Annotated in this window: 23 protein-coding genes; 10 read left to right on the top strand and 13 right to left on the bottom strand. The window is 68.5% G+C overall.

The features are described 5' to 3' along the window. Positions 1-15 precede the first annotated feature (15 nt). The 8 genes from ACWV14_RS07120 to ACWV14_RS07085 all read right to left on the bottom strand — a co-directional run bounded on the left by ACWV14_RS07120 (position 16) and on the right by ACWV14_RS07085 (position 7154). On the bottom strand, positions 16-543 hold the full coding sequence (locus ACWV14_RS07120; protein ID WP_422085248.1) for a hypothetical protein: 528 nt from the start codon (positions 541-543) through the stop codon (positions 16-18). A 100-nt stretch (positions 544-643) separates the two neighbouring features. After that, on the bottom strand, positions 644-2155 hold the full coding sequence (locus ACWV14_RS07115) for a tripartite tricarboxylate transporter permease (protein WP_454907534.1): 1512 nt from the start codon (positions 2153-2155) through the stop codon (positions 644-646). Between the two features lie 37 nt (positions 2156-2192). Next, positions 2193-2681, bottom strand: coding sequence for a tripartite tricarboxylate transporter TctB family protein (locus ACWV14_RS07110; protein WP_454907535.1), 489 nt, complete (start codon positions 2679-2681; stop codon positions 2193-2195). A 135-nt stretch (positions 2682-2816) separates the two neighbouring features. After that, on the bottom strand, positions 2817-4187 hold the full coding sequence (locus tag ACWV14_RS07105; protein ID WP_454907536.1) for a sensor histidine kinase: 1371 nt from the start codon (positions 4185-4187) through the stop codon (positions 2817-2819). Next, positions 4184-4867 (bottom strand): response regulator transcription factor, encoded by a 684-nt coding sequence (locus tag ACWV14_RS07100; RefSeq protein WP_454907537.1) that lies wholly within the window; start codon positions 4865-4867, stop codon positions 4184-4186. The genes ACWV14_RS07105 and ACWV14_RS07100 overlap by 4 nt, the downstream gene beginning before the upstream one ends. Positions 4868-5081: 214 nt before the next feature. Next, positions 5082-5693: an ATP-binding protein gene (locus ACWV14_RS07095; protein WP_454907538.1), complete on the bottom strand. Its 612-nt coding sequence runs from the start codon at positions 5691-5693 to the stop codon at positions 5082-5084. Next, a complete protein-coding gene (locus ACWV14_RS07090; RefSeq protein WP_454907539.1) occupies positions 5693-5908 on the bottom strand; it encodes a hypothetical protein in 216 nt (71 codons plus the stop codon). Before ACWV14_RS07090 ends, ACWV14_RS07095 begins: the two co-directional genes overlap by 1 nt. Before the next feature lie 85 nt (positions 5909-5993). Next, positions 5994-7154 carry a porin gene (locus ACWV14_RS07085; RefSeq protein ID WP_454907540.1) on the bottom strand — a complete coding sequence of 387 codons (1161 nt, stop codon included), beginning with the start codon at positions 7152-7154 and terminating at the stop codon, positions 5994-5996. 202 nt (positions 7155-7356) lie between these two features. Here ACWV14_RS07085 and ACWV14_RS07080 point away from each other — a divergent pair, with 202 nt between their 5' ends. The 3 genes from ACWV14_RS07080 to ACWV14_RS07070 all read left to right on the top strand — a co-directional run bounded on the left by ACWV14_RS07080 (position 7357) and on the right by ACWV14_RS07070 (position 11192). Next, positions 7357-7965 (top strand): nuclease-related domain-containing protein, encoded by a 609-nt coding sequence (locus tag ACWV14_RS07080; RefSeq protein WP_454907541.1) that lies wholly within the window; start codon positions 7357-7359, stop codon positions 7963-7965. Positions 7966-8040: 75 nt separating this feature from the next. Next, entirely contained in the window at positions 8041-10443 is a 2403-nt protein-coding gene (gene bamA, locus ACWV14_RS07075; protein WP_454907542.1) for an outer membrane protein assembly factor BamA, read from the top strand. 17 nt (positions 10444-10460) lie between these two features. Next, positions 10461-11192: a response regulator transcription factor gene (locus ACWV14_RS07070; protein ID WP_454907543.1), complete on the top strand. Its 732-nt coding sequence runs from the start codon at positions 10461-10463 to the stop codon at positions 11190-11192. A gap of 2 nt (positions 11193-11194) precedes the next feature. Here the strand turns inward: ACWV14_RS07070 and ACWV14_RS07065 are convergent, their stop codons facing one another. Both ACWV14_RS07065 and ACWV14_RS07060 read right to left on the bottom strand, forming a co-directional pair. After that, complete coding sequence (locus ACWV14_RS07065) at positions 11195-12061, bottom strand: intradiol ring-cleavage dioxygenase (RefSeq protein WP_454907544.1); 867 nt, start codon at positions 12059-12061, stop codon at positions 11195-11197. Further along, positions 12058-12219, bottom strand: a complete 162-nt coding sequence (locus tag ACWV14_RS07060) for a hypothetical protein (RefSeq protein WP_454907545.1) — start codon at positions 12217-12219, stop codon at positions 12058-12060. Before ACWV14_RS07060 ends, ACWV14_RS07065 begins: the two co-directional genes overlap by 4 nt. Before the next feature lie 191 nt (positions 12220-12410). On the opposite strand from ACWV14_RS07060, the gene ACWV14_RS07055 reads away from it, so the two are divergent. After that, positions 12411-13973, top strand: coding sequence for an ATP-binding protein (locus tag ACWV14_RS07055; RefSeq protein WP_454907546.1), 1563 nt, complete (start codon positions 12411-12413; stop codon positions 13971-13973). Continuing rightward, positions 13970-14668, top strand: coding sequence for a response regulator (locus ACWV14_RS07050; RefSeq protein ID WP_454907547.1), 699 nt, complete (start codon positions 13970-13972; stop codon positions 14666-14668). Before ACWV14_RS07055 ends, ACWV14_RS07050 begins: the two co-directional genes overlap by 4 nt. Before the next feature lie 18 nt (positions 14669-14686). Here the strand turns inward: ACWV14_RS07050 and ACWV14_RS07045 are convergent, their stop codons facing one another. Both ACWV14_RS07045 and ACWV14_RS07040 read right to left on the bottom strand, forming a co-directional pair. After that, positions 14687-15385 carry a TetR family transcriptional regulator C-terminal domain-containing protein gene (locus ACWV14_RS07045; protein ID WP_454907548.1) on the bottom strand — a complete coding sequence of 233 codons (699 nt, stop codon included), beginning with the start codon at positions 15383-15385 and terminating at the stop codon, positions 14687-14689. Next, entirely contained in the window at positions 15382-16833 is a 1452-nt protein-coding gene (locus tag ACWV14_RS07040) for an aminotransferase-like domain-containing protein (RefSeq protein WP_454907549.1), read from the bottom strand. Before ACWV14_RS07040 ends, ACWV14_RS07045 begins: the two co-directional genes overlap by 4 nt. A gap of 262 nt (positions 16834-17095) precedes the next feature. On the opposite strand from ACWV14_RS07040, the gene ACWV14_RS07035 reads away from it, so the two are divergent. The 5 genes from ACWV14_RS07035 (at position 17096) to ACWV14_RS07015 (ending at position 24205) form a co-directional block, all read left to right on the top strand. Further along, entirely contained in the window at positions 17096-18466 is a 1371-nt protein-coding gene (locus ACWV14_RS07035; RefSeq protein ID WP_454907550.1) for an NAD(P)-dependent oxidoreductase, read from the top strand. A 97-nt stretch (positions 18467-18563) separates the two neighbouring features. Then, the gene (gene preA / locus ACWV14_RS07030) at positions 18564-19874 is read left to right on the top strand and encodes an NAD-dependent dihydropyrimidine dehydrogenase subunit PreA (protein ID WP_454907551.1); all 1311 of its coding nucleotides are present in this window, start codon (positions 18564-18566) and stop codon (positions 19872-19874) included. 92 nt (positions 19875-19966) lie between these two features. Further along, positions 19967-21472 carry an NCS1 family nucleobase:cation symporter-1 gene (locus ACWV14_RS07025; RefSeq protein ID WP_454907552.1) on the top strand — a complete coding sequence of 502 codons (1506 nt, stop codon included), beginning with the start codon at positions 19967-19969 and terminating at the stop codon, positions 21470-21472. Between the two features lie 16 nt (positions 21473-21488). Beyond that, entirely contained in the window at positions 21489-22928 is a 1440-nt protein-coding gene (gene hydA / locus ACWV14_RS07020; protein ID WP_454907553.1) for a dihydropyrimidinase, read from the top strand. Positions 22929-22948: 20 nt separating this feature from the next. Continuing rightward, positions 22949-24205 (top strand): Zn-dependent hydrolase, encoded by a 1257-nt coding sequence (locus ACWV14_RS07015; protein ID WP_454907554.1) that lies wholly within the window; start codon positions 22949-22951, stop codon positions 24203-24205. 25 nt (positions 24206-24230) lie between these two features. On the opposite strand, the gene ACWV14_RS07010 is transcribed toward ACWV14_RS07015, so the two are convergent. Further along, positions 24231-25448, bottom strand: a complete 1218-nt coding sequence (locus tag ACWV14_RS07010; protein ID WP_454907555.1) for an acyl-CoA dehydrogenase family protein — start codon at positions 25446-25448, stop codon at positions 24231-24233. Between the last annotated feature and the right edge of the window lie 57 nt (positions 25449-25505).

Raw genomic sequence — 25505 nt, 5'->3', positions numbered from 1 at the left:
GCTGGGGCACCCCGTTCAGAGTTCGCTGCCGTCGCGCAGCTGCCGCGCCTTGTAGACCAGCCGCACGCTGGCGCGGCGCGGGTCGCTGACCTGCTGCACGTAGACGTCGGTGTCGTTGCTCACCCATGCGGCATACGCGCTGCCCGGGTCGCGGGAGGCCAGCTCGTTGCCGAACACGCCGCGGCCCCATTGCACCAGCGCGGCGAAGGCGGCCGCGCCGCTGTCGGAGGCACCCTGAGCCGCCGCCACGTACTCGACGCGGCGCAGCTCGGAGGCAGCAAAGAAGAAAGTGGGTTCGAACAGCAGGCCGGCCATCTGCACCGGTTCGCCGCGCCAGCTGCCGACCAGGCCGCCGCCCAGGCGCTGGGGCCGCTGCACGCGCTCGGCGGCGGGCAACGCGGCCTGGAGTTCGTCGGCCGTCATGCCGAGCCGCACGCCCGGCGGCAGGGCCTGCGCATGCAGCGCGCCGGCGGCGACGAAAAGGGCGCTCGCGGCGAGCGCCCGGAGAAAGGTCAGGGAGACTGTGGATCGCACGTTTGGCATCGGGGGGAAGGCAGCGGCACCGTGGGACCGCGAGTATGACGCGGAGTTCCGCACGGGCCGTTGCCTCCTCCGCCCGGGCCTGCAGGGCGGCCCCGGTGCCTCAGTCCTCCACGAAGGCTTCTTCGCGCTTGGCCTTCACCGAAGGCAGCAGCACCACGATCAGCAGCAGCGCGGCGGCGGCCAGCAGGCCGGCCGACAGCGGCCGCATCACGAACACGCTCCAGTCGCCGCGCGACAGCAGCAGCGCGCGGCGCAGGTTCTCTTCCATCATCGGCCCCAGGATGAAGCCCAGCAGCAGCGGCGCGGGCTCGCACTTGAGCTTGAGGAACAGGTAGCCCACGATGCCGAAGATCGCCACCATCCACACGTCGAAGGTGTTGTTGTTCTCCGAGTACACGCCCACCGCGCAGAACAGCACGATCGACGGGAAGAGCCACTTGTAGGGAATGGTCAGCAGCTTGATCCAGATGCCGATCATCGGCAGGTTCAGCACGATCAGCATCAGGTTGCCGATCCACATCGAGGCGATCAGCCCCCAGAACAGCTCGGGGTTGCTGGTCATGACCTGCGGACCTGGCTGGATGTTGTGGATGGTCATGGCGCCCACCATCAGCGCCATCACCGCGTTGGGCGGAATGCCCAGCGTCAGCAGCGGGATGAAGGAGGTCTGTGCACCGGCGTTGTTGGCCGACTCGGGGCCGGCCACGCCGCGGATGTTGCCCTTGCCGAAGGCGGTCTCGCCCTGCTTGAGCTTGATCTTCTTCTCGATGGTGTAGGCCGCGAAGGCCGACAGCAGCGCGCCGCCGCCCGGCAGGATGCCCAGGGCGGAGCCCAGCGCCGTGCCGCGCAGCACGGCGGGCGTCATGTCCTTGAAGTCCTGCTTGGTGGGCCACAGGCCCTTCACCTTGGCGGTGAACACTTCGCGCTCATGCTCGGGCACGGCCAGGTTGGCAATGATTTCGCCGTAGCCGAACACGCCCATGGCGATGGCGATGAAGCCGATGCCGTCGGTGAGCTCGGGAATGTCGAAGCTGTAGCGCGCCACGCCGGAGTTCACGTCGGTGCCGACCAAACCCAGCGCCAGGCCGAGCAGGATCATCGTGATGGCCTTGAGCAGCGAGCCCGAGGCCAACACCACGGCGCCGATCAGGCCCAGGATCATCAGCGAGAAATATTCGGCGGGGCCGAACTTGAAGGCCAGTTCGGTGAGCGGGGGCGCGAAGGCGGCCAGGATCAGCGTGCCCACGCAGCCAGCGAAGAACGAGCCCAGGCCCGCTGCAGCGAGTGCCGGACCGGCCCTGCCCTTTCGCGCCATCTGGTAGCCGTCGATCACTGTCACCACCGACGAAGACTCGCCCGGCAGGTTCACAAGAATCGCGGTAGTGGAGCCGCCGTATTGCGCGCCGTAGTAGATGCCGGCCAGCATGATCAGCGCCGACACGGGTGGCAGCGCGTAGGTGGCAGGCAGCAGCATCGCGATGGTCGCGACCGGGCCGATGCCGGGTAGCACGCCGATCAGGGTGCCCAGCAGGCAGCCCACGAAGGCATAGACGAGGTTCTGCGCCGTGAAGGCGACGCCGAAGCCGATCGAGAGATTGGTAATCAGGTCCATGTGTCTTGTCTTTGGTCTTGTTGTTCTTCTTCGCGGATCAGCCGGAAATGAAGGTCGGCCACACCTGGAACTGCAGCTTGAGCGCCACCACGAAGGCCAGGTAGCTGCCCAGCGCGAGGATGGTCGCGAGCACGGTCACGCCCTTCCAGCCGAAGTTGTCGCCCGCCAGGCTGGCGATGAAGGTCAGTGCATAGATCGCCACGATGAGTCCCATCGAAGGCAGGCCGATGCTCGGCAGGCCGCCCAGCAGCACGCCGAACATCAGGTTCGCGCCGATGATGAAGACCAGCGGCTTCCATGCGATGCGGCCGACGGGCTCGCCGTCTTCCGTTTCCACGCTGAGCGCCTTGAGCGTGATCAGCACGCCCATGAAGGCAATGAGGATGCCCACGATCAGCGGAAAGTAGCCCGGACCCATGCGGGCGCCGCTGCCGACGTTGTAGGTCGTGGCTCCCCATGCGAAGGCCACGCCGAAGGCGCTGAAAAGTACGCCTGAGCAGAAGTCTCTCTGACTCTTGATTCTCACCGTTGATGTCTCCTGGAACTGCATTGATCGGCACAAGACGTGCGCAGCCGATCCTAGGAATTCAGGAGCCCGGTGTGTATGAACAGAACATTGCCGTTCGGCAATGTGTGCAACCTGACTGAGCCTGTGCGCGCGTCAGTCGCCGGCCATCGGCAGGTCGATGCACACGCGCAGGCCCGGGGCTGCGTCGCCCAGCTGCAGCCGCCCGCCGTGCAGCGCGACCACGGCCTGCACGCTCGCCAGCCCCAGCCCGTGCCCGGGCGTGCTGCGGTCCAGGCGATGAAAGCGCACGCCGATGCGCTCGAACTCGGCGGGCGGAACGCCCGGCCCGTTGTCCTGCACGAACAGCTGCGCCCTGCCGTCCACCGTGTGCGTGCCGATGCGCACCGTGGCGCCGCCGCCCGCGTACTTCAGCGCGTTGTCCAGCAGGTTGGCCGCCGCGCCGGCGAGCAGGTCGCGGTCGCCCAGCGCAAAGGCCCTGTCGGCCGGCTCGCGCAGCAGCGTGATGCCGCGCATCTCGGCCACCGCCTCGTACAGCTCGGCCACGTCGTCGGCTATGACGTGCAGCGCCACCTGCGCGAACTGCTGCCGCCGCGCGCCCGCCTCGACCTCGGCGATCTGCAGCAGCTTCTCGAACACCACGGCCAGTTCCTCGAGTTCCCGGATGGCGGTGGCCACGGCCTCGCGCTGCGGGTCGTCGGCGCCCAGCCCCTGCTCCGCCGCGCGCAGCCGCACCAGCACGCGCGTGAGCGGCGTGCGCAGGTTGTGAGCGATGGTGTTGGACACATGGCGCACGCCGTCCATCAGCGACTGGATGCGGTCTAGCATCGCGTTGATGTCGTGCTCCAGCAGCGCGAACTCGTCTTCCTCGCCCGAAGGCTCGACCCGCTCCTGCAGCTCGCCGGCCGCGATGCGCGCCGCTGTGCGCCGCACCGCGCCCACGCTGCGCTCCAGCTCCTGGCGGAAGACGAAGGTGCCGCCGATCAGCAGCAGCACCGCCACGATGCCCGCCGCCGCGCTCGCGCTCGCGACCAGCGACTCGATCGACTCCTGGTCGCGCAGGTCGTGCCCCACCACCAGCAGGCCGCCGTCGGGCAGATGCTTCATCACGATGTAGCCGATGGCACTCTGGCCCGAACGCACCACGCGCCGGTGCACGCCGTCGCCGGCATCCGGCGCCATCGAGGGAATCTGGTCGAGGTTGCCCGCGAGCTTGCGGCCCTCGCGATCGGTGAGCAGGTAGATCTCGTTGTCGGAGTTGCGTCCGTCGGCCAGTGCGTAGCCGATCTCGCCCGCCACGCCGTCGGCGCCGCGCGCGTCGTAGCGCACCATCAGCTGCTGCAAGCTGGCCGACACCTGGCGCACCATGCGCTGCTGCAGCACGCCCACCGTCTGCATGTAGACGATGGCCAGCGCCGCGAGCATGGTGATCGCGACCAGCAGCCCGTAGTAGAAGGCCAGCCGGAAGCCCACCGAGCGCCATAGCTGGCGCAGCGTGCGGATCATTGCGGCGGTGCCAGCGTGTAGCCCACGCCGCGCACGGTGTGGATCAGCGTCGGCGCGCCACCCGCATCGAGCTTGCCGCGCAGGCGGCTCACCTGCACGTCGATCACGTTGGTCTGCGGGTCGAACTGATAGTCCCACACGGCCTCCAGCAGCATGGTGCGCGTAACCACCTGGCCCGGATGCATCATCAGGTAGGCCAGCAGCCTGAACTCGCGCGGCTGCAGCGCGACGGGCCGGCCCGCGCGCTCCACGTGGCGGCGCGCGAGGTCGAGTGTGAGGTCGGCCAGCTGCAGCATGCGGATCTCGGGCCCGGTGCGCGAGCGCCGCACCAGCGCCTCGGCCCGCGCCGCGAGTTCCGAGAAGGCGAAGGGCTTGGCAAGGTAGTCGTCGCCGCCGGCCTTGAGGCCGCGCACGCGCTCGTCGAGCGCGCTCAATGCGCTGAGCACCAGCACCGGCGTCTTCTTGCCGAGTGCGCGCATCGTCGAAAGAATCGACAACCCGTCGACCTCGTTGGGCAGCATGCGGTCGAGGATCACCAGGTCCCACGACTCACCGGTCGCGCGTGCGAGCGCATCGGTGCCGTCGCGGCTTATCACGGCCACGTGGCCGAGGGAACGGAAGCCCTCGGCAATGTAGCGGGCGTTGTCGGCGTCGTCCTCGACGATGAGGCAGCGCCACATGGCGGTGGCGCCTAGCACCTCGGCGCCGCGCCATCATGCGAGACAGCGGAGTGGGCCAGCGAAAGAAAGAGAGCGGGGAGTGACTGCGTTCTGGTGCTCATGGCGATGGAGTCGGCCGGCCCACCGTCCATCCGGGCGCCGCCGGGACGATCCTAGCCGCGATTCAACCAGAGAACGCGCCGCCGCTTCATTACCATTTGTCCATGTTGGGCCGCTATGCCTGCGGCTGCAGAAGCGGCAGGCGCAGTGTGAGCCCCAGCACGCCGCTAGCGTGCGGTGCCGAATAGATGCGCCCGCCGTGGTGGCTGGCAATGCGTTCGCAGGCATCGGCGCTGGCCCTGACGATCGCCGCATGCGTGCTATCGAAGAACCGCGCAAGGGGCGGCCTCGCATCGGCGGCATCGAGGTCGCGCCAGTGGATCACGGCATGCTTGCCGTCCGCATGCGCGGACACCTGCAGCGTCGCGTCGGCGCGCATCACGCTGGCCGCATAGGCCGTGACCTTGGCGAACAGCTCGCCAAGCTCCGATCCGATCGCGAGCACGGGCACGGCCTCCTGCGGCAGCTGGATGTCCACGCGGATGGTCTCGCGGGCCGTGTCGCCCGAGGCCGCGTCGAGCAGCGGTCGCAGGTCTTGCACGCGGCTGGCGCCCAGCCGCTGCCGCATGTCCTGCATGGACTGCGCCGCGAACTCGCGCGCCCTGGCACCCTGCCGCAGGTTGGCGAAGAACAGCGAGCCCATCATGCAGAGCACGCCGCCGAGGCCCAGGAGAATCACGCCGGCGATGATGGTGCCGAGATGGCCGGTCTGCAGTCCGCCAGTCATCAGCGGGCTCCCTCGGGCGGTGCCTCGGCACCGCGTGCGCATTCATTGCCGGGGCCGCTGCGCGGCGCTTCGCAGGCCTGCCAGCCCGGCGGCTGCATGCGCGGACCGAACGGCGGTGGCGGCGGGTGATAGGGCATGGGCGGCGGGGGCAGCACGATGCAGCCCGCGAGGCTTGCGCCCGCCAGGGCGCCCACGAGAAGTCGGAGTCGGTTCATTGAAAACTCGTTGCTGTGGATGAACGAACGGGCAACGAAGAAAGAGGGCATGCGCCCTCTTTCCCCGCACAGTGCGCGCCGCGCGTCAGAACGCGTGGCGGATGCCGAAGTCGTAGCCGGTCGACGAACGCGGCAGGCCCGAGAAGCCCACGCCGGTGCTGCCGTAGCCCGTGGTGCTGGCTGACACCAGGCTGCCCGTGTAGTTCACGTCGTTGCGGTTGTTCACGCGCGCCACCGTCGCATACAGCGCCGTGCGCTTGGACAGGTTGTGCACGTAGCCGAGCGCGAGCTTGCGTGCCAGCGGGTCCTCGCCCGTGACGCCCGCGGCGCCTTCGTTGTAGCGAACCTGCGAGTACGCCACGCGGATCAGGCCGGCGCCCACCGGAACGGTCGCACCGATCAGGTAGCCGTTGTAGGTGTCGTGCGTGTCGGCTGCTGCCGAGTAGTCGAACTTGTTCTTCACGTTCGACAGCTCGCCGAACAGCTTGACCGGACCGAAGTCGTACGAAGCGCCCAGGTTGATGGTCTGCACGCTGCGCTCCAGCGCGGTGGTGTCCACGACGGTGCTGCGGCCCACGCCCAGCGCGATGTCCAGCGGACCGTTGGCATAGCCGAAGCGCCCGCCCACGTAGCGACCGGCGCTGCTGCTGGTCGCGGCCGTGGTGCTGGTGGCGCTGGTGCTGGTGTTCTCGGCGAAGCTGTACTGCACCTGGCCGTAGAAGCCGCCCAGGTTCGGCGGCAGGAAGTAGCCCACCGAGTTGCTGGCGCGCACGTAGTTGGCGTTGTTGATGGTGGTGTTGCCGCTGACGGTGCTGATCACGTTGGTGCCCGAACCGTTGGTGCCGAACGGATCGAACACCGTGTCGTTCCAGAAGGTGGGCGTGTAGTCGCGGCCCAGGCGCACTTCACCGAAGCCACCCGACAGGCTCACGGTGGAGCGGCGGTTGAAGGTGTTGATACCGGTGGCGCCATCGTCGTTGGTGATGGGCGCTTCGAGCCAGAAGCTCGCGGCCAGGCCGCCGCCGAGGTCTTCGGTGCCGCGGAAGCCGATGCGGCTGGAGTTGTAGCCGGAGTTACCCAGGCTCCACTTGCTTTGCTTGTTCGACAGGCCCGTGACGGTGTCGCGCGCGGTGTTCGACTGGTAGGTCACGCCGGCGTCGACGACACCGAACAGCGTGACGGACGATTGGGCAGAGGCCAGGCCACAGACGGCCAGGGCAGCGAATGCCGTGAGGGATTTCTTCATTCAGGTTCTCCGGTTTCAACCGCTCTACATCGAGCGGCAGGAACGCATGGTCTCGTTCAAATTCGGAGGAATCTTGTGAATGCCTCGTCTTTGCGCGAACTGTTGTTTGCGTGCACACCGAATGCGGCGACCGCCGGAAACACCTCGTACGAAAAGTCTCCCAAAAGCCACGCAATGCTCCGGGGCCGAAGGAGCCCCATCCATGACCATTGCCTTGCAAAGCACCATCGCATCGTCGCTGGGCGTGCAACAGCTCGCCAACGCATTCAGCCCCGCCTTCTCGCACCTGCGCATTCTTCGCAACCTCGTCATTCCCATGCCGGAAGGGCACGCCGTGCGCACCGCACGCATCGATGCCGTGGTGGTGTGCGAGACAGGCATCTACCTGTTCGAGATCAAGGCCTGGCGCAATGCCTTCGTCTACCGCAAGAAGTCGGACCAGTCGCCGCCGCGCTGGTTCCTGCAGGTGAACGGCTGCAAGAACGCGCGCGAAGTGAAAGACCCCGCATGGCAGGGCGGGCGCAAGACCACGCAGCTGCGCAGCCTGCTGCCCGACGACCTGCGGCTGCAGTACTTCGTGCTGCTGCCTTGCGAAGGTATCGAGCTGGAAGGCGTGATGCCCGCCGCGGTCATCACGCAGCAGGACCTGCCCTACATCGCACGCCTGGTGCGCAACAACGGGCGTACCGCTCGCACCTACCGCCTGCTGGACGCGCAGGGCATCGACCGCACGGTGGAGCGCCTGCTGGAGATACAGGGATCGCTTTCGCTCGAGGACCACGAGCAGAACTGCCGCGAGAGACTGCAGTAACGCCGGGAAACGGCACAACCCCGGCGGACGCGGGGAGTCCCAAATTTCTACGACATTGACGCAGACCATGCGGCGATGCACTTACCGAAGTCACTCGCAACGGCCGCCGTGCTGCTTGCCTCGCTGGCGGCCCTCCCCGCATGGGCCACCGATCCGTTCACCGTCAAGGACATCCGCCTCGAAGGCCTGCAGCGCGTCGAGCCCGGCACCGTGTTCGCCACCATGGGCCTGCGAACCGGCGAAACCTACAGCGACGAGCGCGGCGCCAACGCCATCCGCGAGCTGTTCAAGCTCGGCCTGTTCAAGGACGTGCGCATCGACGTGAACGGCAACGTGCTGGTGGTGATCGTCGAAGAGCGCCCCACCGTCGCCGACGTCGACTTCGTCGGCGCCAAGGAGTTCGACAAGGCCGCGCTGCAGAAGGCGCTGCGCGAGATCGGCCTGGCCGAGGGGCAGGCCTTCGACAAGGCACTGGCCGACCGCGCCGAGCAGGAGCTCAAGCGGCAGTACATCAGCCGCAGCCTCTACAACGCACAGGTGATCACCACCGTCACGCCGCTGGAGAACAACCGCGTGAACCTGACCTTCACCGTGACCGAAGGCGAGCCCGCGCGCATCAAGGAAGTGCACGTGGTGGGCAACAAGGCCTTCAGCGAAAGCACGCTGCTCGACCTGTTCGACCAGGACACCGGCGGCTGGCTCGAGTGGTACACGAAGTCCAACCAGTACTCGCGCACCAAGTTCAACGGCGACATGGAGACGCTGCGCTCCTACTACCTCACGCGCGGCTACCTGGAGTTCCGCATCGACTCGACGCAGGTGGCCATATCGCCGGACCGGCGGACCATCGCGCTGACCATCAACATCACCGAGGGCGAGAAGTTCGCGGTGGCCGGCGTGAAGCTCTCGGGCGACTACATGGGCCGCGACGACGAGTTCAGGACCCTGGTCACCATCCGCCCCGGCCAGCCCTACAACGGCGAGGACGTGGCAGCCACCACCAAGGCCTTCACCGACTACTTCGGCACCTTCGGCTATGCCTTCGCGCGCGTGAAGGCGGAGCCGGAGATCGACCGGGCGAACAACCGCGTCACCATCGTGCTGAAGGCGGAGGCCTCGCGGCGCGCCTACGTGCGGCGCATCAACATCGGCGGCAATGCCAAGACGCGCGACGAGGTGATCCGCCGCGAGTTCCGCCAATACGAAGGCGCCTGGTACGACGGCAACAAGATCCGCGCCTCGCGCGACCGCATCGACCGCCTGGGCTTTTTCACCGACGTGAACATCGACACCGTCGATGTGCCCGGCTCGCCCGACCAGGTCGACCTTGTCGTGAACGTGACGGAGAAGCCGACCGGCTCGCTGCAACTGGGCGCTGGCTACTCGTCGACAGACAAGGTGTCGCTGAGCTTCGGCATCACGCAGGAGAACGTGTTCGGCAGCGGCAACTACCTGGGACTGAACGTGAACACCAGTTCGTACAACCGCACCATCTCGCTCACGGCCACCGACCCGTACTTCACCAAGGACGGCATCTCGCGCACGCTGAACGTGTTCCACACCACCACGCGGCCCTACTACGAGGCCGACGGCAACTACAAGCTCGCCAGCGACGGCGGCTCGGTGCGCTTCGGCTTCCCGGTGGGCGAGCAGGACACGGTGTACCTGGGCATCGGCGTGGAGCGCTATTCGTTCACGCCCGGCACCAACGGCACCTATGCGCTGGTCGACGGCTCCTACGTTTACACCGCCACGCCGCAGGCCTACCTCGACTACTTCAAGTGCACCGGCACCGCGCCGAGCGTGACCTGCGCGAAGTCGAGCGTGGTGGGCATTCCGGCCACGCTGGGCTGGTCGCGCGACGACCGCGACAGCGCGCTGGTGCCCACGCGCGGCAAGCTGCAAAGCGCCAACCTCGAAGTGGGCGTGGGCAGCGAGCTGCGCTACCTGAAGACCAACTACCAGTACCAGCAATACTTCCCGCTGTCGAAGCAGTACACGCTGGCCATCAACGGGCAGCTCGGCTATGCGCGGGCGCTCGGCGACAGCACCTACCCGATCTTCAAGAACTTCTATGCCGGCGGCCTGGGCTCGATCCGCGGCTTCGAGCAGAACTCGCTCGGCCCGAAAGACTCGGTCACCGACGGCGCGCTGGGCGGCACGCGCAAGGCGATCTTCAACATGGAGTTCAGCACGCCCTTCCCGGGGGCGGGCAACGACAAGACACTGCGCCTGTACAGCTTCTTCGACGCGGGCAACGTGTTCGCCGACCGCACCGCCAGCATGACGGACGCGCAGTGGAAGGCGCAGAACCGCATCCGCGCGTCGGCCGGCATCGGCATCAGCTGGATCTCGCCGCTGGGCCCGCTGCGGCTGGCGTATGCGGTGCCGCTGCTCTACCAGAAGGAAGACACGGCCAACAACATCGCGGCCGACCGCACGCAGCGCTTCCAGTTCCAGATCGGAACGTCTTTCTGAACCCGGGGATCGAAGCCATGGGTCGCATCCTGCTGGTGGAGGACGGGCGCGACAGCGCCTCCCAACTGCTCGCGCACCTGCACGGCGCGGGCCACGAGGTCGAGCAGATCGGGGACGGCGCGGCGGCGCTGGAGCGCATCCTGACGGCACCGCCCGCGCTCACGCTGCTGGACATCGTGCTGCCGCGCGCCGGGAACGCGGAAGCCGGCGAAGAAGGCGAAGACGGCATCGAGGTGCTGCGCAAGGTGCGCTCGCACGGCAACCACCCGGTCATCATGCTGACGGCGCGCGCGCAGGAGTCCGACCGGCTGCTGGCGCTGGACATGGGCGCGGACGACTACGTCTGCAAGCCTTACTCGCCGCGCGAGGTGGTCGCGCGCGTGAACACCGTGCTGCGCCGCTATGCGCAGCGCGAGGCGGCCGGGCGGCCGTCCACCGCGGTGCGCTTCGCCGGCGCCTGCGGCGCATCCGGCGCACAGGGCAATGCCTGGCTGGAGGGCCATGCAGTCATGCTCACGCGCCGCGAACTGCTGTTGCTACGCGCGCTGTCGAACGACCCGGGCAGGGTCTTCACCCGCTCGAAGCTGCTGGAGGCCGCCTTTCCAGAGGCGCTCGACGTCAACGAACGCGCGGTGGACGGGCACATCAAGAACCTGCGCAAGAAGCTGACGGACGCCGCGCCCGCGCACGACTGGATACGCTCGGTCTACGGCGTGGGCTTCAGCTTCGCGGAGCGGCCGGCCTGCTGAGCTCAGCCCGTGGTGCGCGGCGGCACCAGCGCCTTGATGCGCGCGGCGCCTTCCAATGCGCGGGTGTGCATGGGTCTTCCACCGACGCCCATGGCCGGCATCCCGGGCATCCCTTGCATCCCTGGCGCCGGCGGCATCGCGCCCGGCGGCACGCCGCCCGGGCGGGGCGGCCGGTCGACCACCGGGTCGGCGGCCGGGTCGACCACCAGCGCGAGCGTGGCCACATAGCGCTGCCGCTCCTCGCGCACTGCGCCGAGCACCGTGTCGCCGGCCCTCAGGGCGATGCCGTCGACGCTGTTGAGCGTGTCGCGCACGCGGGATCGCTGGTAGAGCGAGACCTGCGTGTAGAGAAACTCGCTGAGCGCATCGGGCAGGAAGAACTGCGAGGTGAGCACGGCGCGGGTTCCGTTGAGCACCTTCATGTGGATGTGGGTGGTGCGCCCCGCGTACCACCCCGGATAGACGGTGGCGAAGGCGGCGGTGCCGTCGCGGTCGGTGAACTGGCTGCCGCGCAGGAAGGTCTTGCCTTCGAAAGCGCCCGAGCGGTCGTCGCCCTGCGCCGGGAAGCCCGAGTAGCGGCCCTGCGCGTCGCAATGCCAGATGTCCACGCGCAGCCTGGGCAGCGGCTTGCCCGCCGCATCGCACACGGTGAAGCGCACGTCCAGCGGCACGCCCTCGAGCCCTTCGGTGATGTCGCGGCGGACCTGCGCCACGTCCAGGTAGTAGGGGCCTTCGGTGGTCTGGGCGGTCAGCGCGAGCCTTGGCGCGGCGGCCTCGGCGGGACGCGCGGAGGCGGCGGCCAGCGTGGCGGCGCCAAGGGTGGCCAGCAGGCCGCGGCGGCCGATGGAGGATGTGTACTGTCGGGTCATCGTTCTTTCTCGTCCTCGGTGGGGCCGGCGGGCCGTGCGCCGGACGGCCGCGTGGCGCGGCCCTCGGCCCAGAGGACCAGCAGCCACCATGCCGGGGCAACAAGGCCCAGGAACACGGTGATCGCACCCAGCAGCGCAAGGCTCAGTTCCGGATTCATGGGCCTATGCTGCGGCCCCATCTGGGAGGAAAGATGGAGAAGCATGGCCGGGAATTTCTCCCAATTTCCTCCAAATTCCGCCTACATCATCGGGTTGCCACCTCCTCTTTCGTCCACCGCCACCCGCTCCGTCCGCCGGATCCCCGACCGCCATGCATGCCGCAGAATGCGGCCATGCCCTTGCCTTGCCCATGCCGCAACTGACCCTCTCCCGCAAGATCTTCCTGGCGCTGGCCGCCCTGCTGATCGTGCTGCTCATCAGCTTCGCGGGGCTGTCGATCATTGCGCTGCAGCGGGGCCTCGGCTCCTACGTGGCCGAGATCGAGATCCGGCGCATGGACTGGCTCGTACAGCTGGTGCTCAAGAACTACGTGGCCAACGGCGACTGGAAGAACCTGCGCGACAACGACGACGCCTGGCAGCGCCTGCAGATGGGCCGCTTCGCCAGCCTGCTGGACAGCACCGCCGCCAGCGGCGACGAGCGGCGGCTGCCGCCCTGGTACGAATACCGCACCATGCGCCCCGAACCGCCGCCAGAGGGCGTCCCGAGCGGCGTCCCGCCGCCGCAGCTCGACCTGATGCCGCGCCGCATGCTCGGCGCACCGCCGCCATGGGTGTTTCCCGACCCTCGCGGCATGCACGACTCCATCTTCCAGCGCCTGGCGGTGCTCGACGCGGCCGGCAAGCGCGTGGTGGGCGCCGACATCGACATGGCGAACGCCGCGCGCATGCCGATCCGGCACAACAAGTCGGTCGTCGGCTACCTCGCGCTCGCCCCGCTGGAGGGGCTGGAAAGCGAAGCCGACCGCGCCTTCATTGCGCGCCAGTCGGGCGTGATCGTGCTCACCGGCCTGTGCGGCCTGGGCTTCGCGCTGGTGCTGTCGTGGCTGCTCGCGCGCCGCTGGTTCAGGCCGATCGACGAACTCACCCAGGCGGCGCAGCACGTGGCGCGCGGCCGTCTGTCCACCCGCGTCGCGGTGCAGGGCTCGGACGAACTCGCCCTGCTGGGCAAGACCTTCAACGACATGGCGCAGCGCCTGGACACCGTCGAGGCCTCGCGCCGCGCCTGGCTGGCCGACGCGGCGCATGAACTGCGCACGCCGCTGGCCGCCATGCGCGCCGAGATCGAGGCCCTGCAGGACGGCGTGCGCACCTTCGACGAGCGCACGGCGCTGCGGCTGCACCGCCAGGTGATACGCCTGGGCCAGCTGGTCGACGACCTGCGCAGCAGCATGCGCGAGCCGCAGGGCGACCTGCAGATGACCACGGTATTCCCGCTGTCGCTGCTGAAAGAGGCGCTGGACCACACGCGCGACCGCTTCGCCAAGCGCGGCATCGAGGTCGACCGGCATGCGGTCGACCGCGTCACGGCTCCGGCGCAGCCCGTGATCGAAGGCAACGCGCACCGGCTGCACCAGGTGTTCATGAACCTGCTGGAGAACACGCTGGCCTACACCGACGAAGGCGGCGAGCTGCGGCTTGACGCGATCGTCGAAGGCCCCCGGACCGGCAACTGCCTCACGCTGCTGTTCGACGACAGCACGCCCGGCGTGCCCGACGAGGAACTGCCGCGCCTGTTCGACCGGCTGTTCCGCGGCGAGACCTCGCGCAGCCGCGAACTCGGCGGTTCCGGGCTCGGCCTGTCGATCTGCCGCGCGACCATCGAGGCGCACGGCGGCACCATCGAAGCGTCGGCCTCGCCGCTCGGCGGGCTGCGCGTGACCATCACCCTGCCACTGGCCACCTCCTCATGACACGCATCGTCATCGTCGAAGACGAAACCGACATCGCCTCCGTGGTGCAGGACTACCTGCGCCATGCCGGCTACGAGACCACGCATTTCACCGACGGGCAGAGCGCGCTCGAGAGCATCGTGGCCACGCCGCCCGACCTCACGCTGCTCGACATCATGCTGCCGCGGCTGGACGGCATCGAGGTGCTGCGCCGCGCGCGCGAGCACACCGTGCATCCGATCATCATGCTCACCGCGCGCATCGAGGAGGTCGACCGGCTGCTGGGCCTGGAACTCGGCGCCGACGACTACGTGTGCAAGCCCTTCTCGCCGCGCGAGCTGGTGGCACGGGTGCGCGCCGTGCTGCGGCGCACCGCGCCCGGCAACGTACCCGGACAGGGTTCTTCGCAGAACGATGCGCCGGGCCTGGTGATGGACGACGTGCACTGGCGCGCGTCGCTCGAAGGCATGCCGCTGAACCTCACGCGGCGCGAATTCGGGCTGCTGCAGGTGCTGTCGCGGCACCCGGGGCGCATCTTCTCGCGCGCGCGGCTGCTGGAGCTGGCCTACGACGACACCGTGGACGTGACCGAGCGCGCCATCGACAGCCACGTGAAGAACCTGCGCCGCAAGCTCGGCGCGGTGACGCCGGAGCATGACTGGATACGGTCGGTGTACGGCGTGGGCTTTGCGTGGGAAGCGCCGGTGCCGGGCTGAGCGCGCCCCCGGCGCGGGTCATGCCTGTTTTTCAGGCAGCCCGGCCGGCAGGCTCGTCACCACGGCCGACGTAGCTGGCCGCGCGAGCCCCAGCGCGCCTTCGAGCATGCGCATGATGGTCTCGCGCGCCAGGTCGAAGTCGGCCGGCTCCAGTGCATTCTTGCCAAGCAGCATGCGCATCTGCCATGCGAAGTCGGCGTAGGTCTGCGTCATGGCCCACAGCGTGAACAGCAGGTGCGCCACGGGCAGCGGCTCGACATGGCCGTTGCTCATCCAGCGATGCAGCACGGCGGCCTCCGCGCGGAAGGCGGGCACCAGCTTGGCCTCGATGTCGTCGCCGCACTGCGGCGCCTGCGAAATGATTTCTTGCGCGAACAGCCGCGAGCCCGAGGGATGGTCGTACGAGAACTGCAGCTTCTGCGTGACGTAGCGTTCCAGCGCGGCATGCGGCTCCAGGTCGGCGGCGGCCAGGCTGTCGAGGTTGGACAGCCACGAGTCGAGCACGTCGTTGAAGACGCGCCGGTACAGCGCTTTCTTCGAGGGAAAGTAATACAGCAGGCTCTGCTTCGAGATGCCGGCTTCGGCCGCGATGTCGTCGATGGAGACACCGCCGTAGCCCTGCAGCGCGAAGCGTTCCTGCGCGACGGCGAGGATGGCGCTCTCGATGTTCTGGCGGCGGGCCTGGCGCTTGACCGCGGGTGGGCGGGCGGCGCTCATGGGTTCCTCATCCGCGCAAGGAAGCGCACCAGCCGCTCGTCGCCGCACTGCGTGACGTTGAAGCGATACCACGCGAAGGGCTGGGGCGTGCCGCCGAAGTCGGTGGCCGCCGCGAGGGGCAGGCCCTGCTTGCGCGCCTCGTGCAGCACCGCGTCGGCGGACGGCCTGGGCTCGCTGCCAAGTGGCCAGCCCGCGCAAAGGAACGGACCGCCGTCGGGCACATGGAGCGCTTGCAGCCCGGCACCGGTCAGCAGCGACAGCGTGCGCTCGCCCGCGATCTTCAGCGCCGTGTTGAGCTTCTGCAGGAAGCGCGGATAGCCCGCATCGGACAGCACCTCGCAGGCCACGCGCTCCTCGAATTCGCTCGGCCCGAGCGTGGTGTGCAGGCAGCGCAGCGCCGCGTCGTCGCCCCAGCGCTGCGGCAGCAGCACATGCGCGAGCCGCAGCCTGGCCGACAGCGTGGTCGACACGCTGCCGATCTGCGCCACGCGCTGCAGCCCGTCCATCGCCGCGAGGCTAGGCGCCTGCAGCGGCGAGAGACTTCGCCAGGTGTCGAGCTCGATCACGCGCAGGTCGTGCCGCTCGGCCGCCTGCAGCGCCTGGTGCGCGCCCTGCGGGCTCATGCAGATGCCGAGGGGGTTGGACACGGCCGTCGACACGAACAGCAAACGCCGGCGCGCTTCGCAAGGCAGTTGCTGTGCGAGGCCGTCGAGCGCCGCGATGTCGAGGCAGCCGCCGCGCCGGGGCACTTCGAGGATGCGCCGACCCAGCGTGAGGATCAGGTTGCGCAGCTGGCGCGACGCGGGCGACTCGATCAGCACCGCGTCGCCGGGCTCGGTCCACGCCTGCAGCAGGCACATGGCGGCGCCGAGGCTGCCCGCGGCCGTCATGACCTGCTGCGGCGCCAGAGCGGGCAGCTCGGTGCGATGGCGGGCCGCGATCAATTCGCGCAGGCGCGTCAGGCCGAAGCCGGGCCGCGCGCTGCCGTCCCAATCGGGCGCGGTGCGTGCGACGCGGCGCATGGCCTCGCGGACCAGGTCGTCGCCGCGGTACTCGGGCGGAGGCGGCCGGTCGTTGCCCGACGATGCGTCGGCAATGCGCGGCACCGCATCGGGCTCGTCGGCCACGCGCGCGGGCCGGTGCAGCACGTAGTAGCCGCTGCCCGGCCGCGAGGCCAGCACGGAGCGCGCACGCAACGCGCTGTACGACTCCGTCACGGTGAAGGTGCTGATGCCCAGCTTGCCCGCCAATGCGCGCACCGACGGCATCTTGGTGCCGGGAGCGAGCCGCCCGTCGCTGACACGCAGCTCGACCCCCACCACCAGGCGCTGCGCCAGCCCGAGGCCGGGAGCGGCGTCGTCCATCTCGCCCATGAGGCCCTGCATCCATCCGGCGCCGGCCTGCGCCGGCTTGAGCAGTGCCGAGGCGCTGCCGCGTGAACCTTGCATCGCTGTGTCTCCTTGGAAACCCATGTGGCAACCATGTGGCGGTGCAAGAAAGGGTTTGCCCTGGGGAACTGTGCTGGGCAGCGGACCAAACGGTGCGCCCGGCGGCGGCAAACACTTTCTCGCTTGCCGCTTCAACTGTGTATGGGCGGCACCCCTCGTTTGCTGAATCATCGCGACATTCGACCACTTGGTCAAACTTCACGAGGGCTCGATCTCTCGTGTCGAAACAGATCCCCACCACGATCCTGGAGCCCGAACGCCCATGAGCAGCACGATGAATCCCGTCGCTCCCACCGCACATCTCGCGTCAGATGTGCGGGCGGGCCGCCTCGACCCCGCGCAGTACGCCAAGAACTTCTGCGACGCCCACCCGCCGCTGAACGTGGTGCAGGCCAACATCGAGGCCGAGCGTTGCTACTACTGCTATGACGCACCGTGCCAGACGGCCTGCCCCACGGGCATCGATATTCCGACCTTCATCCGCCGCATCGCCGACGGCAACCTGCGCGGCGCGGCGCGCACCATCCTCGAAGAGAACCCGCTGGGCGGCATGTGCGCCCGCGTCTGCCCCACGGAGGTGCTGTGCGAACAGGCCTGCGTGCGCAACACCAACGAGAGCAAGCCGGTGGAGATCGGCCTGCTGCAGCGGCACGCGACCGATGCCTTCTTCGAGAAGCCCGGCGCGCCGCTGTTCGTGCGCGCGGCCGACACCGGCCGCCGCGTGGCGGTGGTCGGCGCGGGCCCGGCGGGCCTGGCCTGCGCGCACCGGCTCGCGGTGCTGGGCCACCAGGTGGTGCTGTTCGATGCGCGGCCCAAGCTCGGCGGGCTCAACGAATACGGCCTGGCCAGCTACAAGACGGTGAACGGCTTCGCACAGCGCGAGATCGAATGGCTGCTGTCGGTCGGCGGCATCGAGGTGCGCTGCAACCATGCGCTGGGCCGCGAGCTGCACCTGGATGCGCTCGCCGCCGAATACGACGCGGTGTTCCTCGGCCTCGGCCTGGCCGGGGTGAACACGCTGGGCCTGGGCGAGCAGACCGGCGTGCGCGACGCGGTCGACTTCATCGCCGAACTGCGGCAGGCCGCGTCGCCGGCCGACGTGGCGATCGGCCGGCACGTGGTGGTGATCGGCGGCGGCATGACCGCCGTGGATGCCGCGGTGCAGTCGCGCAAGCTCGGCGCGGAAGACGTGAGCATCGTCTACCGCCGCGGCGAAGAGAGCATGGGTGCCTCGGCCGACGAGCAGAGCTGGGCCAAGGAGAACGGCGTGCGCATCATTCACTGGGCCGCGCCGAAGGCCCTGCGCGCCAAGGGCGGCGTGCTGCGCGGCATCGACTTCGCGCGCACCGCACTGGTCAATGGCAAGCTGGTCGAGACCGGTGAAGGCCTCGCGCTGCAGGCCGACATGGTGCTGTGCGCCATCGGCCAGAGCTTCATTGCCACAGTGCTCGAGGACAGCGGCGTGCGGCTGCAGGGCGGGCGCATCAGCACCGACGCCGAATGCCGCAGCTCGCGGCCCAAGGTGTGGGCCGGCGGCGACGCGCGCTTCGGCGGACGCGACCTCACGGTCGAGGCGGTGGAAGACGGCAAGCAGGCCGCGCTGTCCATCGACCGGCACCTGCGCGCGGCCTGACGCACCGTCCGGCGCACCGCGCAACCGCTGCGAGTCCCTCCCTCTCCTTCACACACATTCCATCCGTGCGCGCCTTGCCGCGACAGGAGCAATTCATATGGCAGACCTGAGCATCGACTTCGTGGGCATCCGCAGCCCCAACCCCTTCTGGCTCGCTTCCGCGCCGCCGACCGACAAGGAGATCAACGTGGTCCGCGCCTTCGAGGCCGGCTGGGGCGGCGTGGTGTGGAAGACCGTGGGCGAAGACCCGAACGTGGTCAACGTGCACGGGCCGCGCTATGCCGTGTCCTACGCGGCCGACCGGCGCGTGACCGGCTTCAACAACATCGAACTGATCTCCGACCGGCCGCTGCGCACCAACCTCGAGGAGATGACACGCGTCAAGCGCAACTGGCCCGACCGCGCGCTGGTGGCCTCGGTGATGGTGCCGTGCACCGAGGAATCGTGGAAGAACATCCTGCCGATGGTGGAAGACACCGGATGCGACGGGCTGGAGCTGAACTTCGGCTGCCCGCACGGCATGAGCGAGCGCGGCATGGGCGCTGCCGTGGGCCAGGTGCCCGAATACATCCAGATGGTGGCCGAGTGGTGCAAGCACTACTCCAGGCTGCCGCTGATCGTGAAGCTCACGCCCAACGTCGCCGACATCCGCCCCGCCGCACGCGCCGCCAAGAAAGGCGGCGCCGACGCGGTGAGCCTCATCAACACCATCAACTCGATCATGGGCGTGGACCTCGACGCCATGGCCATGTTCCCCAACACCGGCGGCATGGGCTCTCACGGCGGCTACTGCGGCCCCGGCGCCAAGCCGATCGCGCTGCACATGGTGGCCGAGATCGCGCGCGACCCGCAGACCGCGGGGCTGCCCATCTCCGGCATTGGCGGGGTCTCGACCTGGCGCGACGCGGCGGAGTTCATCGCGCTGGGCAGCGGCTCGGTGCAGGTGTGCACCGCCGCCATGGTGTATGGCTTCAAGATCGTGCAGGACCTGTGCGACGGCCTTTCCAACTTCATGGACGAGAAGGGCTACCGGAGCCTGGAGCAGCTGCGCGGCCGCGCCATCGGCAGCATCACGGACTGGAAGAAGCTCAACCTCAACCACGTCGACAAGGCCGTGATCCACCAGGACGCCTGCATCCAGTGCGGCCGCTGCCACGTGGTGTGCGAAGACACCTCGCACCAGGCCATCACCGCCACCAAGGACGGCATGCGCTACTTCGAGGTGAAGGAAGAAGAGTGCGTCGGCTGCAACCTGTGCGTGTCGATCTGCCCGGTGCCCGGTGCGCTGTCGATGCGCACCCTGAAGCCCGGCGAGATCGACGCGCGCACCGGCCACCCGGTGGTCGCGCAGTACGCCAACTGGACCACGCACCCCAACAACCCGATGCGCGCCGACAGGCACGCCTGAGCGACGACACGAGCCCGGCGCAGACCGGGCGACGGCAGGAGGGGAACGACAACACGGCAAAGACCACAACACACGTTCAGGAGACAACCCACATGACGACCCCATCGCACGGCGGCGCCCCCGCCGCCAACCTCTGGAACGAAGACCTCGCGCCCACCACGCTGGCGCAGCGAACGTGGCGCTGGTACCACTTCGCGGCCTTGTGGGTGGGCATGGTGATGTGCATTCCCGCCTACACGCTGGCGGCCAGCCTGATCGAGGGCGGCATGTCGTGGTCGCAGGCGGTGCTCACGGTGTTCCTCGGCAATGCCATCGTGCTGGTGCCGATGCTGCTGATCGGCCACGCCGGCGCGAAGTACGGCATTCCCTACGCGGTGATGGCCCGCGCTTCCTTCGGCACGCGCGGCGCGCGGCTGCCTGCCCTGCTGCGCGCCATCGTGGCCTGCGGCTGGTACGGCATCCAGACCTGGTTCGGCGGCGAGATGATCTACACGCTGGTCGGCGTGCTCATGGGCCAGCCGCTGGGCGGCGACAAGCTGCCGATCCTCGGCATCAACGGCGCGCAGCTGGTGTGCTTTCTGATCTTCTGGGCGATACAGCTGTACTTCGTGGTGCACGGCATCGAGTCGATCCGCCGGCTCGAGACCTACACGGCGCCGCTGAAGATCATCGTGTGCATCGCCCTTCTCTACTGGGCCGTGCAGCGCGCGGGCGGCCTCGGCCCGATCTTCGAGCAGCCCTCGCAGTTCGAACCCGGCGGCAAGAAGGCCGGGTTGTTCTGGGCGGTGTTCTGGCCGTCGCTCACGGCCATGGTGGGCTTCTGGGCCACGCTGGCGCTGAACATTCCCGACTTCACCCGCTTCTCGCGCTCGCAGCGCGACCAGGTGGTGGGCCAGGTGATCGGCCTGCCCGCGCCCATGGGCCTGCTCGCGATGATGGCGGTGATGGTCACCTCGGCCACGGTGGTGATCTACGGCAAGGCGCTGTGGGACCCGGTGGACCTGGCCAGCCGCATGACCGGCGCGGCGGTGCTGATCGCGCTCATCATCTTGCTGATCGACACGGTGAGCGTGAACCTGGCGGCCAACCTGGTGGGGCCGGCCTATGACTTCTCGGCGCTCAACCCCGAGAAGATCTCGTACCGCAAGGGCGGCTACATCACGGCCGGCATCGCCATCCTGATGATGCCGTGGAAGGTGCTGGAGACCACGCAGGGCTACATCTTCACCTGGCTCATCGGCTACTCGGCGCTGCTGGGGCCGGTGGCGGGCATCCTCATCGCCGACTACTACCTGGTGCGCCGCAAGGAGCTGGACGTCGACGCGCTCTACCGCGGCACCGGCCAGTACGCCTACGGCAACGGCTGGAACATGGCGGCCATCGTGGCCTTCGTGGTCGGCGTGCTGCCCAACATTCCGGGCTTCCTGAACGCGGCCTTTCCGTCGGCCGTGCCGTCGATGCCCGAGTTCTTCAAGACCATCTACACCTATGCATGGTTCGTCGGCGTGGTGCTGTCGGCCATCGTGTACCTCGGCCTCATGAAGGCGCGCGCGCCGCAACTGCAGGGCGTGGCCGCGCCACTCAAGAACCCAAGCTAGAAAAGGAACTCATGCCATGACCGTACTCATTCGCGGTGGCACGGTGGTCAACGCCGATGCCGAACAACGCGCCGACGTGCTCTGCGAGGGCGACAAGGTGGTGCAAGTGGGCGCCGGCCTGCAGGCACCCGCCGGCGCCGAGGTGATCGATGCCGGCGGCGCCTACGTGATGCCCGGCGGCATCGACCCGCACACGCACATGCAGCTGCCTTTCATGGGCACGGTCGCGGCCGACGACTTCTTCAGCGGCACCGCGGCGGGCCTGGCCGGCGGCACCACCAGCATCATCGACTTCGTGATTCCCGACCCGCAGCAGTCGCTGATGGATGCCTTCCGCATGTGGCGCGGCTGGGCCGAGAAATCCGCAGGCGACTACAGCTTCCACGTGGCCGTGACCTGGTGGAGCGACAGCGTGCACAAGGACATGGGCGAGCTGGTACACGAGCACGGCGTGAACAGCTTCAAGCACTTCATGGCCTACAAGAACGCGATCATGGCCGACGACGAGATCCTGGTGAAGAGCTTCCAGCGCGCGCTGGAACTCGGCGCCATGCCTACGGTGCACGCCGAGAACGGCGAGCTGGTCGCGATGCTGCAGCAGCAGTTGCTGGCGCAGGGCATCCGCGGGCCGGAAGGCCATCCGCTGTCGCGCCCGCCGATGGTGGAGGCCGAGGCCGCCAACCGCGCCATTGCCATCGCCGACGTGCTGGGCGTGCCGATCTACGTGGTGCATGTGTCGTGCGGCGAGGCGCTGGAAGCCATCACCCGTGCCCGCGCGCGCGGCCAGCGCGTGTACGGCGAAGTGCTGGCCGGCCACCTGGTGGTCGATGAAAGCGCTTACCGCGACCCCGACTTCGCACGCGCCGCCGCCCACGTGATGAGCCCGCCCTTCCGCTCGCGCGAGAACCAGGCCATGCTCTGGCGCGGCCTGCAGGGCGGCAACCTGCAGACCACGGCCACCGACCACTGCACCTTCTGCGCCCCGCAGAAGGCGGCGGGCCGCGACGACTTCACGAAGATTCCAAACGGCTGCGGCGGCGTGGAAGAACGCATGGCGGTGCTGTGGGATGCGGGCGTCAACACTGGCCGGCTCACGCCGTCGGAGTTCGTGCGCGTCACCTCGACCAACGCTGCGCAGCTGTTCAACCTGTATCCGCGCAAGGGCGTGATCCAGGCGGGCGCCGATGCCGACATCGTGGTGTGGGACCCGAAGGCCACCAAGACGCTGTCGGTGAAGACGCAGCACTCGAAGAGCGACTTCAACATCTTCGAGGGCCGCGAAGTCATGGGCGTGCCGAAACACACCCTGAGCGCCGGCCGCTGGGTCTGGCGCGACGGCGACCTGCGCGCCGAGCCCGGCACCGGCCGCTACCTCAAGCGCCCGGCCTTCGCCCCGATGTTCACCGCGCTGGAGCGCTTCAAGCACCAGCATGCGCCCACGGCCGTGGCGCGCTGAATCCCCAAGGAGTCATACAGATGAATGCAGTAGTGGACAAGCAGGTGTTGACGATCAACGGCGAGCGCCTGTGGAACTCGCTGATGGAGCTGGCGCGCATCGGCGCCACGCCCAAGGGCGGCGTGAAGCGGCTGGCGCTGACCGACCTCGACAAGCAGGGGCGTGACCTCGTGGTGTCGTGGGGCAAGGAGGCGGGGCTGAGCGTCACGGTCGACAAGATCGGCAACGTCTTCATGCGCCGCGAGGGCACCAGCCCGTCGCTGCCGCCCATCGTGTCGGGCAGCCACATCGACACCCAGCCGACCGGCGGCAAGTTCGACGGCAACTACGGCGTGCTGTCGGCGCTGGAGGTGGTCCGCACGCTGAACGACCAGGGCATCCGCACCGAGGCGCCCATAGAAGTCGCGTTCTGGACCAACGAGGAAGGCTCGCGCTTCGTGCCCGTGATGATGGGCTCTGGCGTCTTCTGCGGCGCCTTCAGCCTGGAACACGCCTACGCCGCGAAAGACACGGAAGGCAAGACGGTGCGCGAGGAACTGGAGCGCATCGGCTACGTGGGCCCGCAAACGCCGGGCGACCACCCCATCGGCGCCTACTTCGAGGCCCACATCGAGCAAGGCCCGGTGCTGGAAGACGCAGGCAAGGTGATCGGCGTGGTGCCGGCGGTGCTCGGCCTCTCGTGGTACGACTGCGTGGTCACCGGCATGGAAGCCCATGCGGGCCCGACGCCGATGCACCTGCGCCGCGACGCGCTGCAGGTGGCGACGCGGATCATGCAGGAGGTGGTGGCCATCGCCTACAGCTACCAGCCCTACGGCCGTGGCACGGTCGGCATGGTGCAGGTGCACCCGAACAGCCGCAACGTGATTCCGGGGCAGGTGAAGTTCTCCATCGACCTGCGCAACGTGAACGACGAGCTGCTCGACCGCATGCATGCGGAGATCCTCGCGTTCGTCGAACGCACGGCGCGCGAAACCGGCCTGGGCGTGACCATGGAGCGGGTGTCGTACATACCGCCCTGCCCCTTTCACCCCGACTGCGTGGACGCCGTGCGGCGCGCGACCGAGACGCTGGGCTACTCGACGATGGACGTGGTGTCGGGCGCGGGCCACGACGCGATCTACGCGGCGCGGCTGGCACCGGCCGGCATGATCTTCGTGCCCTGCAAGGACGGCATCAGCCACAACGAGATAGAAGACGCGCAGCCCGCCCACCTGACGGCGGGCTGCAATGTGCTGCTGCACGCGATGCTCGAAAGAGCCAGGCGCGTGGACTGAAGCGTGGACTGAACCTTCTTCCTTCTTACTGGTACGCCGCCAGCTCCTGCTTGGCGATGGCGTTGCGGTGCACCTCGTCGGGGCCGTCGGCCACGCGCAGGTGGCGCTCGTAGGCGTAGAAGTGGGTGAGCAGCGTGTCCTGGCTCAGGCCCATCGCGCCGAAGGCCTGCATGGCCCAGTCGATCACCTTCACGCAGTTGTTGGGCGTGAGCACCTTGATCATCGCGATCTCCTTCGCGGCGACCTTGTTGCCCACGGTGTCCATGCGGTAGGCGGCGTTGAGCACCATCCAGCGCGACTGCTCGATGAGCATGCGCGACTCGGCAATGCGCTCGCGCCACACGCCCTGCTCCGACAGCGGCTTGTGGAACGCGGTGCGCGACACCAGCCGCTGGCACATCATCTCCAGCGCCGACTCGGCCATGCCGATGGCGCGCATGCAGTGGTGGATGCGGCCGGGGCCGAGGCGGCCCTGCGCAATCTCGAAGCCGCGGCCTTCGCCGAGCAGGATGTTCTCGACCGGCACGCGCACGTTGTCGAACACGATCTCGGGGTGGCCGAAGGGCGGGTCGTACATGCCGAGCAGCTGCATGTCGCGCACGATGGTCACGCCGGGCGTGTTCTTCGGCACGAGGATCATCGACTGCTGCTTGTGGCGGTCGGCGTTGTCGGGGTCGGTCTTGCCCATCAGCACGAAGATTTCGCAGCGCTCGTGCATGGCGCCGGTGATGTACCACTTGCGGCCGTTGATGACGTACTCGTCGCCTTCGCGGCGGATGCTGCAGCGGATGTTGGTGGCGTCGCTCGATGCCACCTCGGGCTCGGTCATCGCGAACGACGAGCGGATCTCCCCGGCCAGCAGCGGCGTGAGCCAGCGCTCCTGCTGGGCCTTGGTGCCGTAGCGCGCCAGCACTTCCATGTTGCCGGTGTCGGGCGCGGAGCAGTTGAAGATCTCGGCGCACCAGTAGCGCCGGCCCATGATCTCGCACAGCGGTGCGTATTCGACGTTGGTCAGGCCCGGGCCGTGCTCGGCTTCGGGCAGGAACAGGTTCCACAGCCCGCGCTCGCGCGCCTTGGCCTTGAGGCCGGCCATCATCGGCAGCTCGGCGTAGGGGCGGCCGGCACGGGCGTTGGCGGCCAGCTCTTCCTCGCGGCGCTTTTCGTTCGGGTAGACATGCTCGTCCATGAACTTGAGCAACTCGTCGCGCAGCGCGATCACCTTGGGCGTGAATTCGAAATGCATGGTGCGTCCTTCAACAAAGTGCGTTCGAAGTTAAGCGGCGCACCGGTTTTCGCACGG

The organism is Variovorax durovernensis (assembly GCF_977011995.1).
Note: the sequence above shows the minus strand (reverse complement) of the source record. Positions and strands in the feature narration are given on the sequence as shown.

Excerpts from the sequence above, each read along its gene's own strand:
- ACWV14_RS07120 (WP_422085248.1), bottom strand. The coding sequence starts at position 543 with ATGCCAAACGTGCGATCCACAGTCTCCCTGACCTTTCTCCGGGCGCTC.
- ACWV14_RS07115 (WP_454907534.1), bottom strand. The coding sequence starts at position 2,155 with ATGGACCTGATTACCAATCTCTCGATCGGCTTCGGCGTCGCCTTCACG.
- ACWV14_RS07105 (WP_454907536.1), bottom strand. The coding sequence starts at position 4,187 with ATGATCCGCACGCTGCGCCAGCTATGGCGCTCGGTGGGCTTCCGGCTG.
- ACWV14_RS07100 (WP_454907537.1), bottom strand. The coding sequence starts at position 4,867 with ATGTGGCGCTGCCTCATCGTCGAGGACGACGCCGACAACGCCCGCTAC.
- ACWV14_RS07095 (WP_454907538.1), bottom strand. The coding sequence starts at position 5,693 with ATGACTGGCGGACTGCAGACCGGCCATCTCGGCACCATCATCGCCGGC.
- ACWV14_RS07090 (WP_454907539.1), bottom strand. The coding sequence starts at position 5,908 with ATGAACCGACTCCGACTTCTCGTGGGCGCCCTGGCGGGCGCAAGCCTC.
- ACWV14_RS07085 (WP_454907540.1), bottom strand. The coding sequence starts at position 7,154 with ATGAAGAAATCCCTCACGGCATTCGCTGCCCTGGCCGTCTGTGGCCTG.
- ACWV14_RS07080 (WP_454907541.1), top strand. The coding sequence starts at position 7,357 with ATGACCATTGCCTTGCAAAGCACCATCGCATCGTCGCTGGGCGTGCAA.
- bamA (WP_454907542.1), top strand. The coding sequence starts at position 8,041 with ATGCACTTACCGAAGTCACTCGCAACGGCCGCCGTGCTGCTTGCCTCG.
- ACWV14_RS07070 (WP_454907543.1), top strand. The coding sequence starts at position 10,461 with ATGGGTCGCATCCTGCTGGTGGAGGACGGGCGCGACAGCGCCTCCCAA.
- ACWV14_RS07065 (WP_454907544.1), bottom strand. The coding sequence starts at position 12,061 with ATGACCCGACAGTACACATCCTCCATCGGCCGCCGCGGCCTGCTGGCC.
- ACWV14_RS07060 (WP_454907545.1), bottom strand. The coding sequence starts at position 12,219 with ATGAATCCGGAACTGAGCCTTGCGCTGCTGGGTGCGATCACCGTGTTC.
- ACWV14_RS07055 (WP_454907546.1), top strand. The coding sequence starts at position 12,411 with ATGCCGCAACTGACCCTCTCCCGCAAGATCTTCCTGGCGCTGGCCGCC.
- ACWV14_RS07050 (WP_454907547.1), top strand. The coding sequence starts at position 13,970 with ATGACACGCATCGTCATCGTCGAAGACGAAACCGACATCGCCTCCGTG.
- ACWV14_RS07045 (WP_454907548.1), bottom strand. The coding sequence starts at position 15,385 with ATGAGCGCCGCCCGCCCACCCGCGGTCAAGCGCCAGGCCCGCCGCCAG.
- ACWV14_RS07040 (WP_454907549.1), bottom strand. The coding sequence starts at position 16,833 with ATGCAAGGTTCACGCGGCAGCGCCTCGGCACTGCTCAAGCCGGCGCAG.
- ACWV14_RS07035 (WP_454907550.1), top strand. The coding sequence starts at position 17,096 with ATGAGCAGCACGATGAATCCCGTCGCTCCCACCGCACATCTCGCGTCA.
- preA (WP_454907551.1), top strand. The coding sequence starts at position 18,564 with ATGGCAGACCTGAGCATCGACTTCGTGGGCATCCGCAGCCCCAACCCC.
- ACWV14_RS07025 (WP_454907552.1), top strand. The coding sequence starts at position 19,967 with ATGACGACCCCATCGCACGGCGGCGCCCCCGCCGCCAACCTCTGGAAC.
- hydA (WP_454907553.1), top strand. The coding sequence starts at position 21,489 with ATGACCGTACTCATTCGCGGTGGCACGGTGGTCAACGCCGATGCCGAA.
- ACWV14_RS07015 (WP_454907554.1), top strand. The coding sequence starts at position 22,949 with ATGAATGCAGTAGTGGACAAGCAGGTGTTGACGATCAACGGCGAGCGC.
- ACWV14_RS07010 (WP_454907555.1), bottom strand. The coding sequence starts at position 25,448 with ATGCATTTCGAATTCACGCCCAAGGTGATCGCGCTGCGCGACGAGTTG.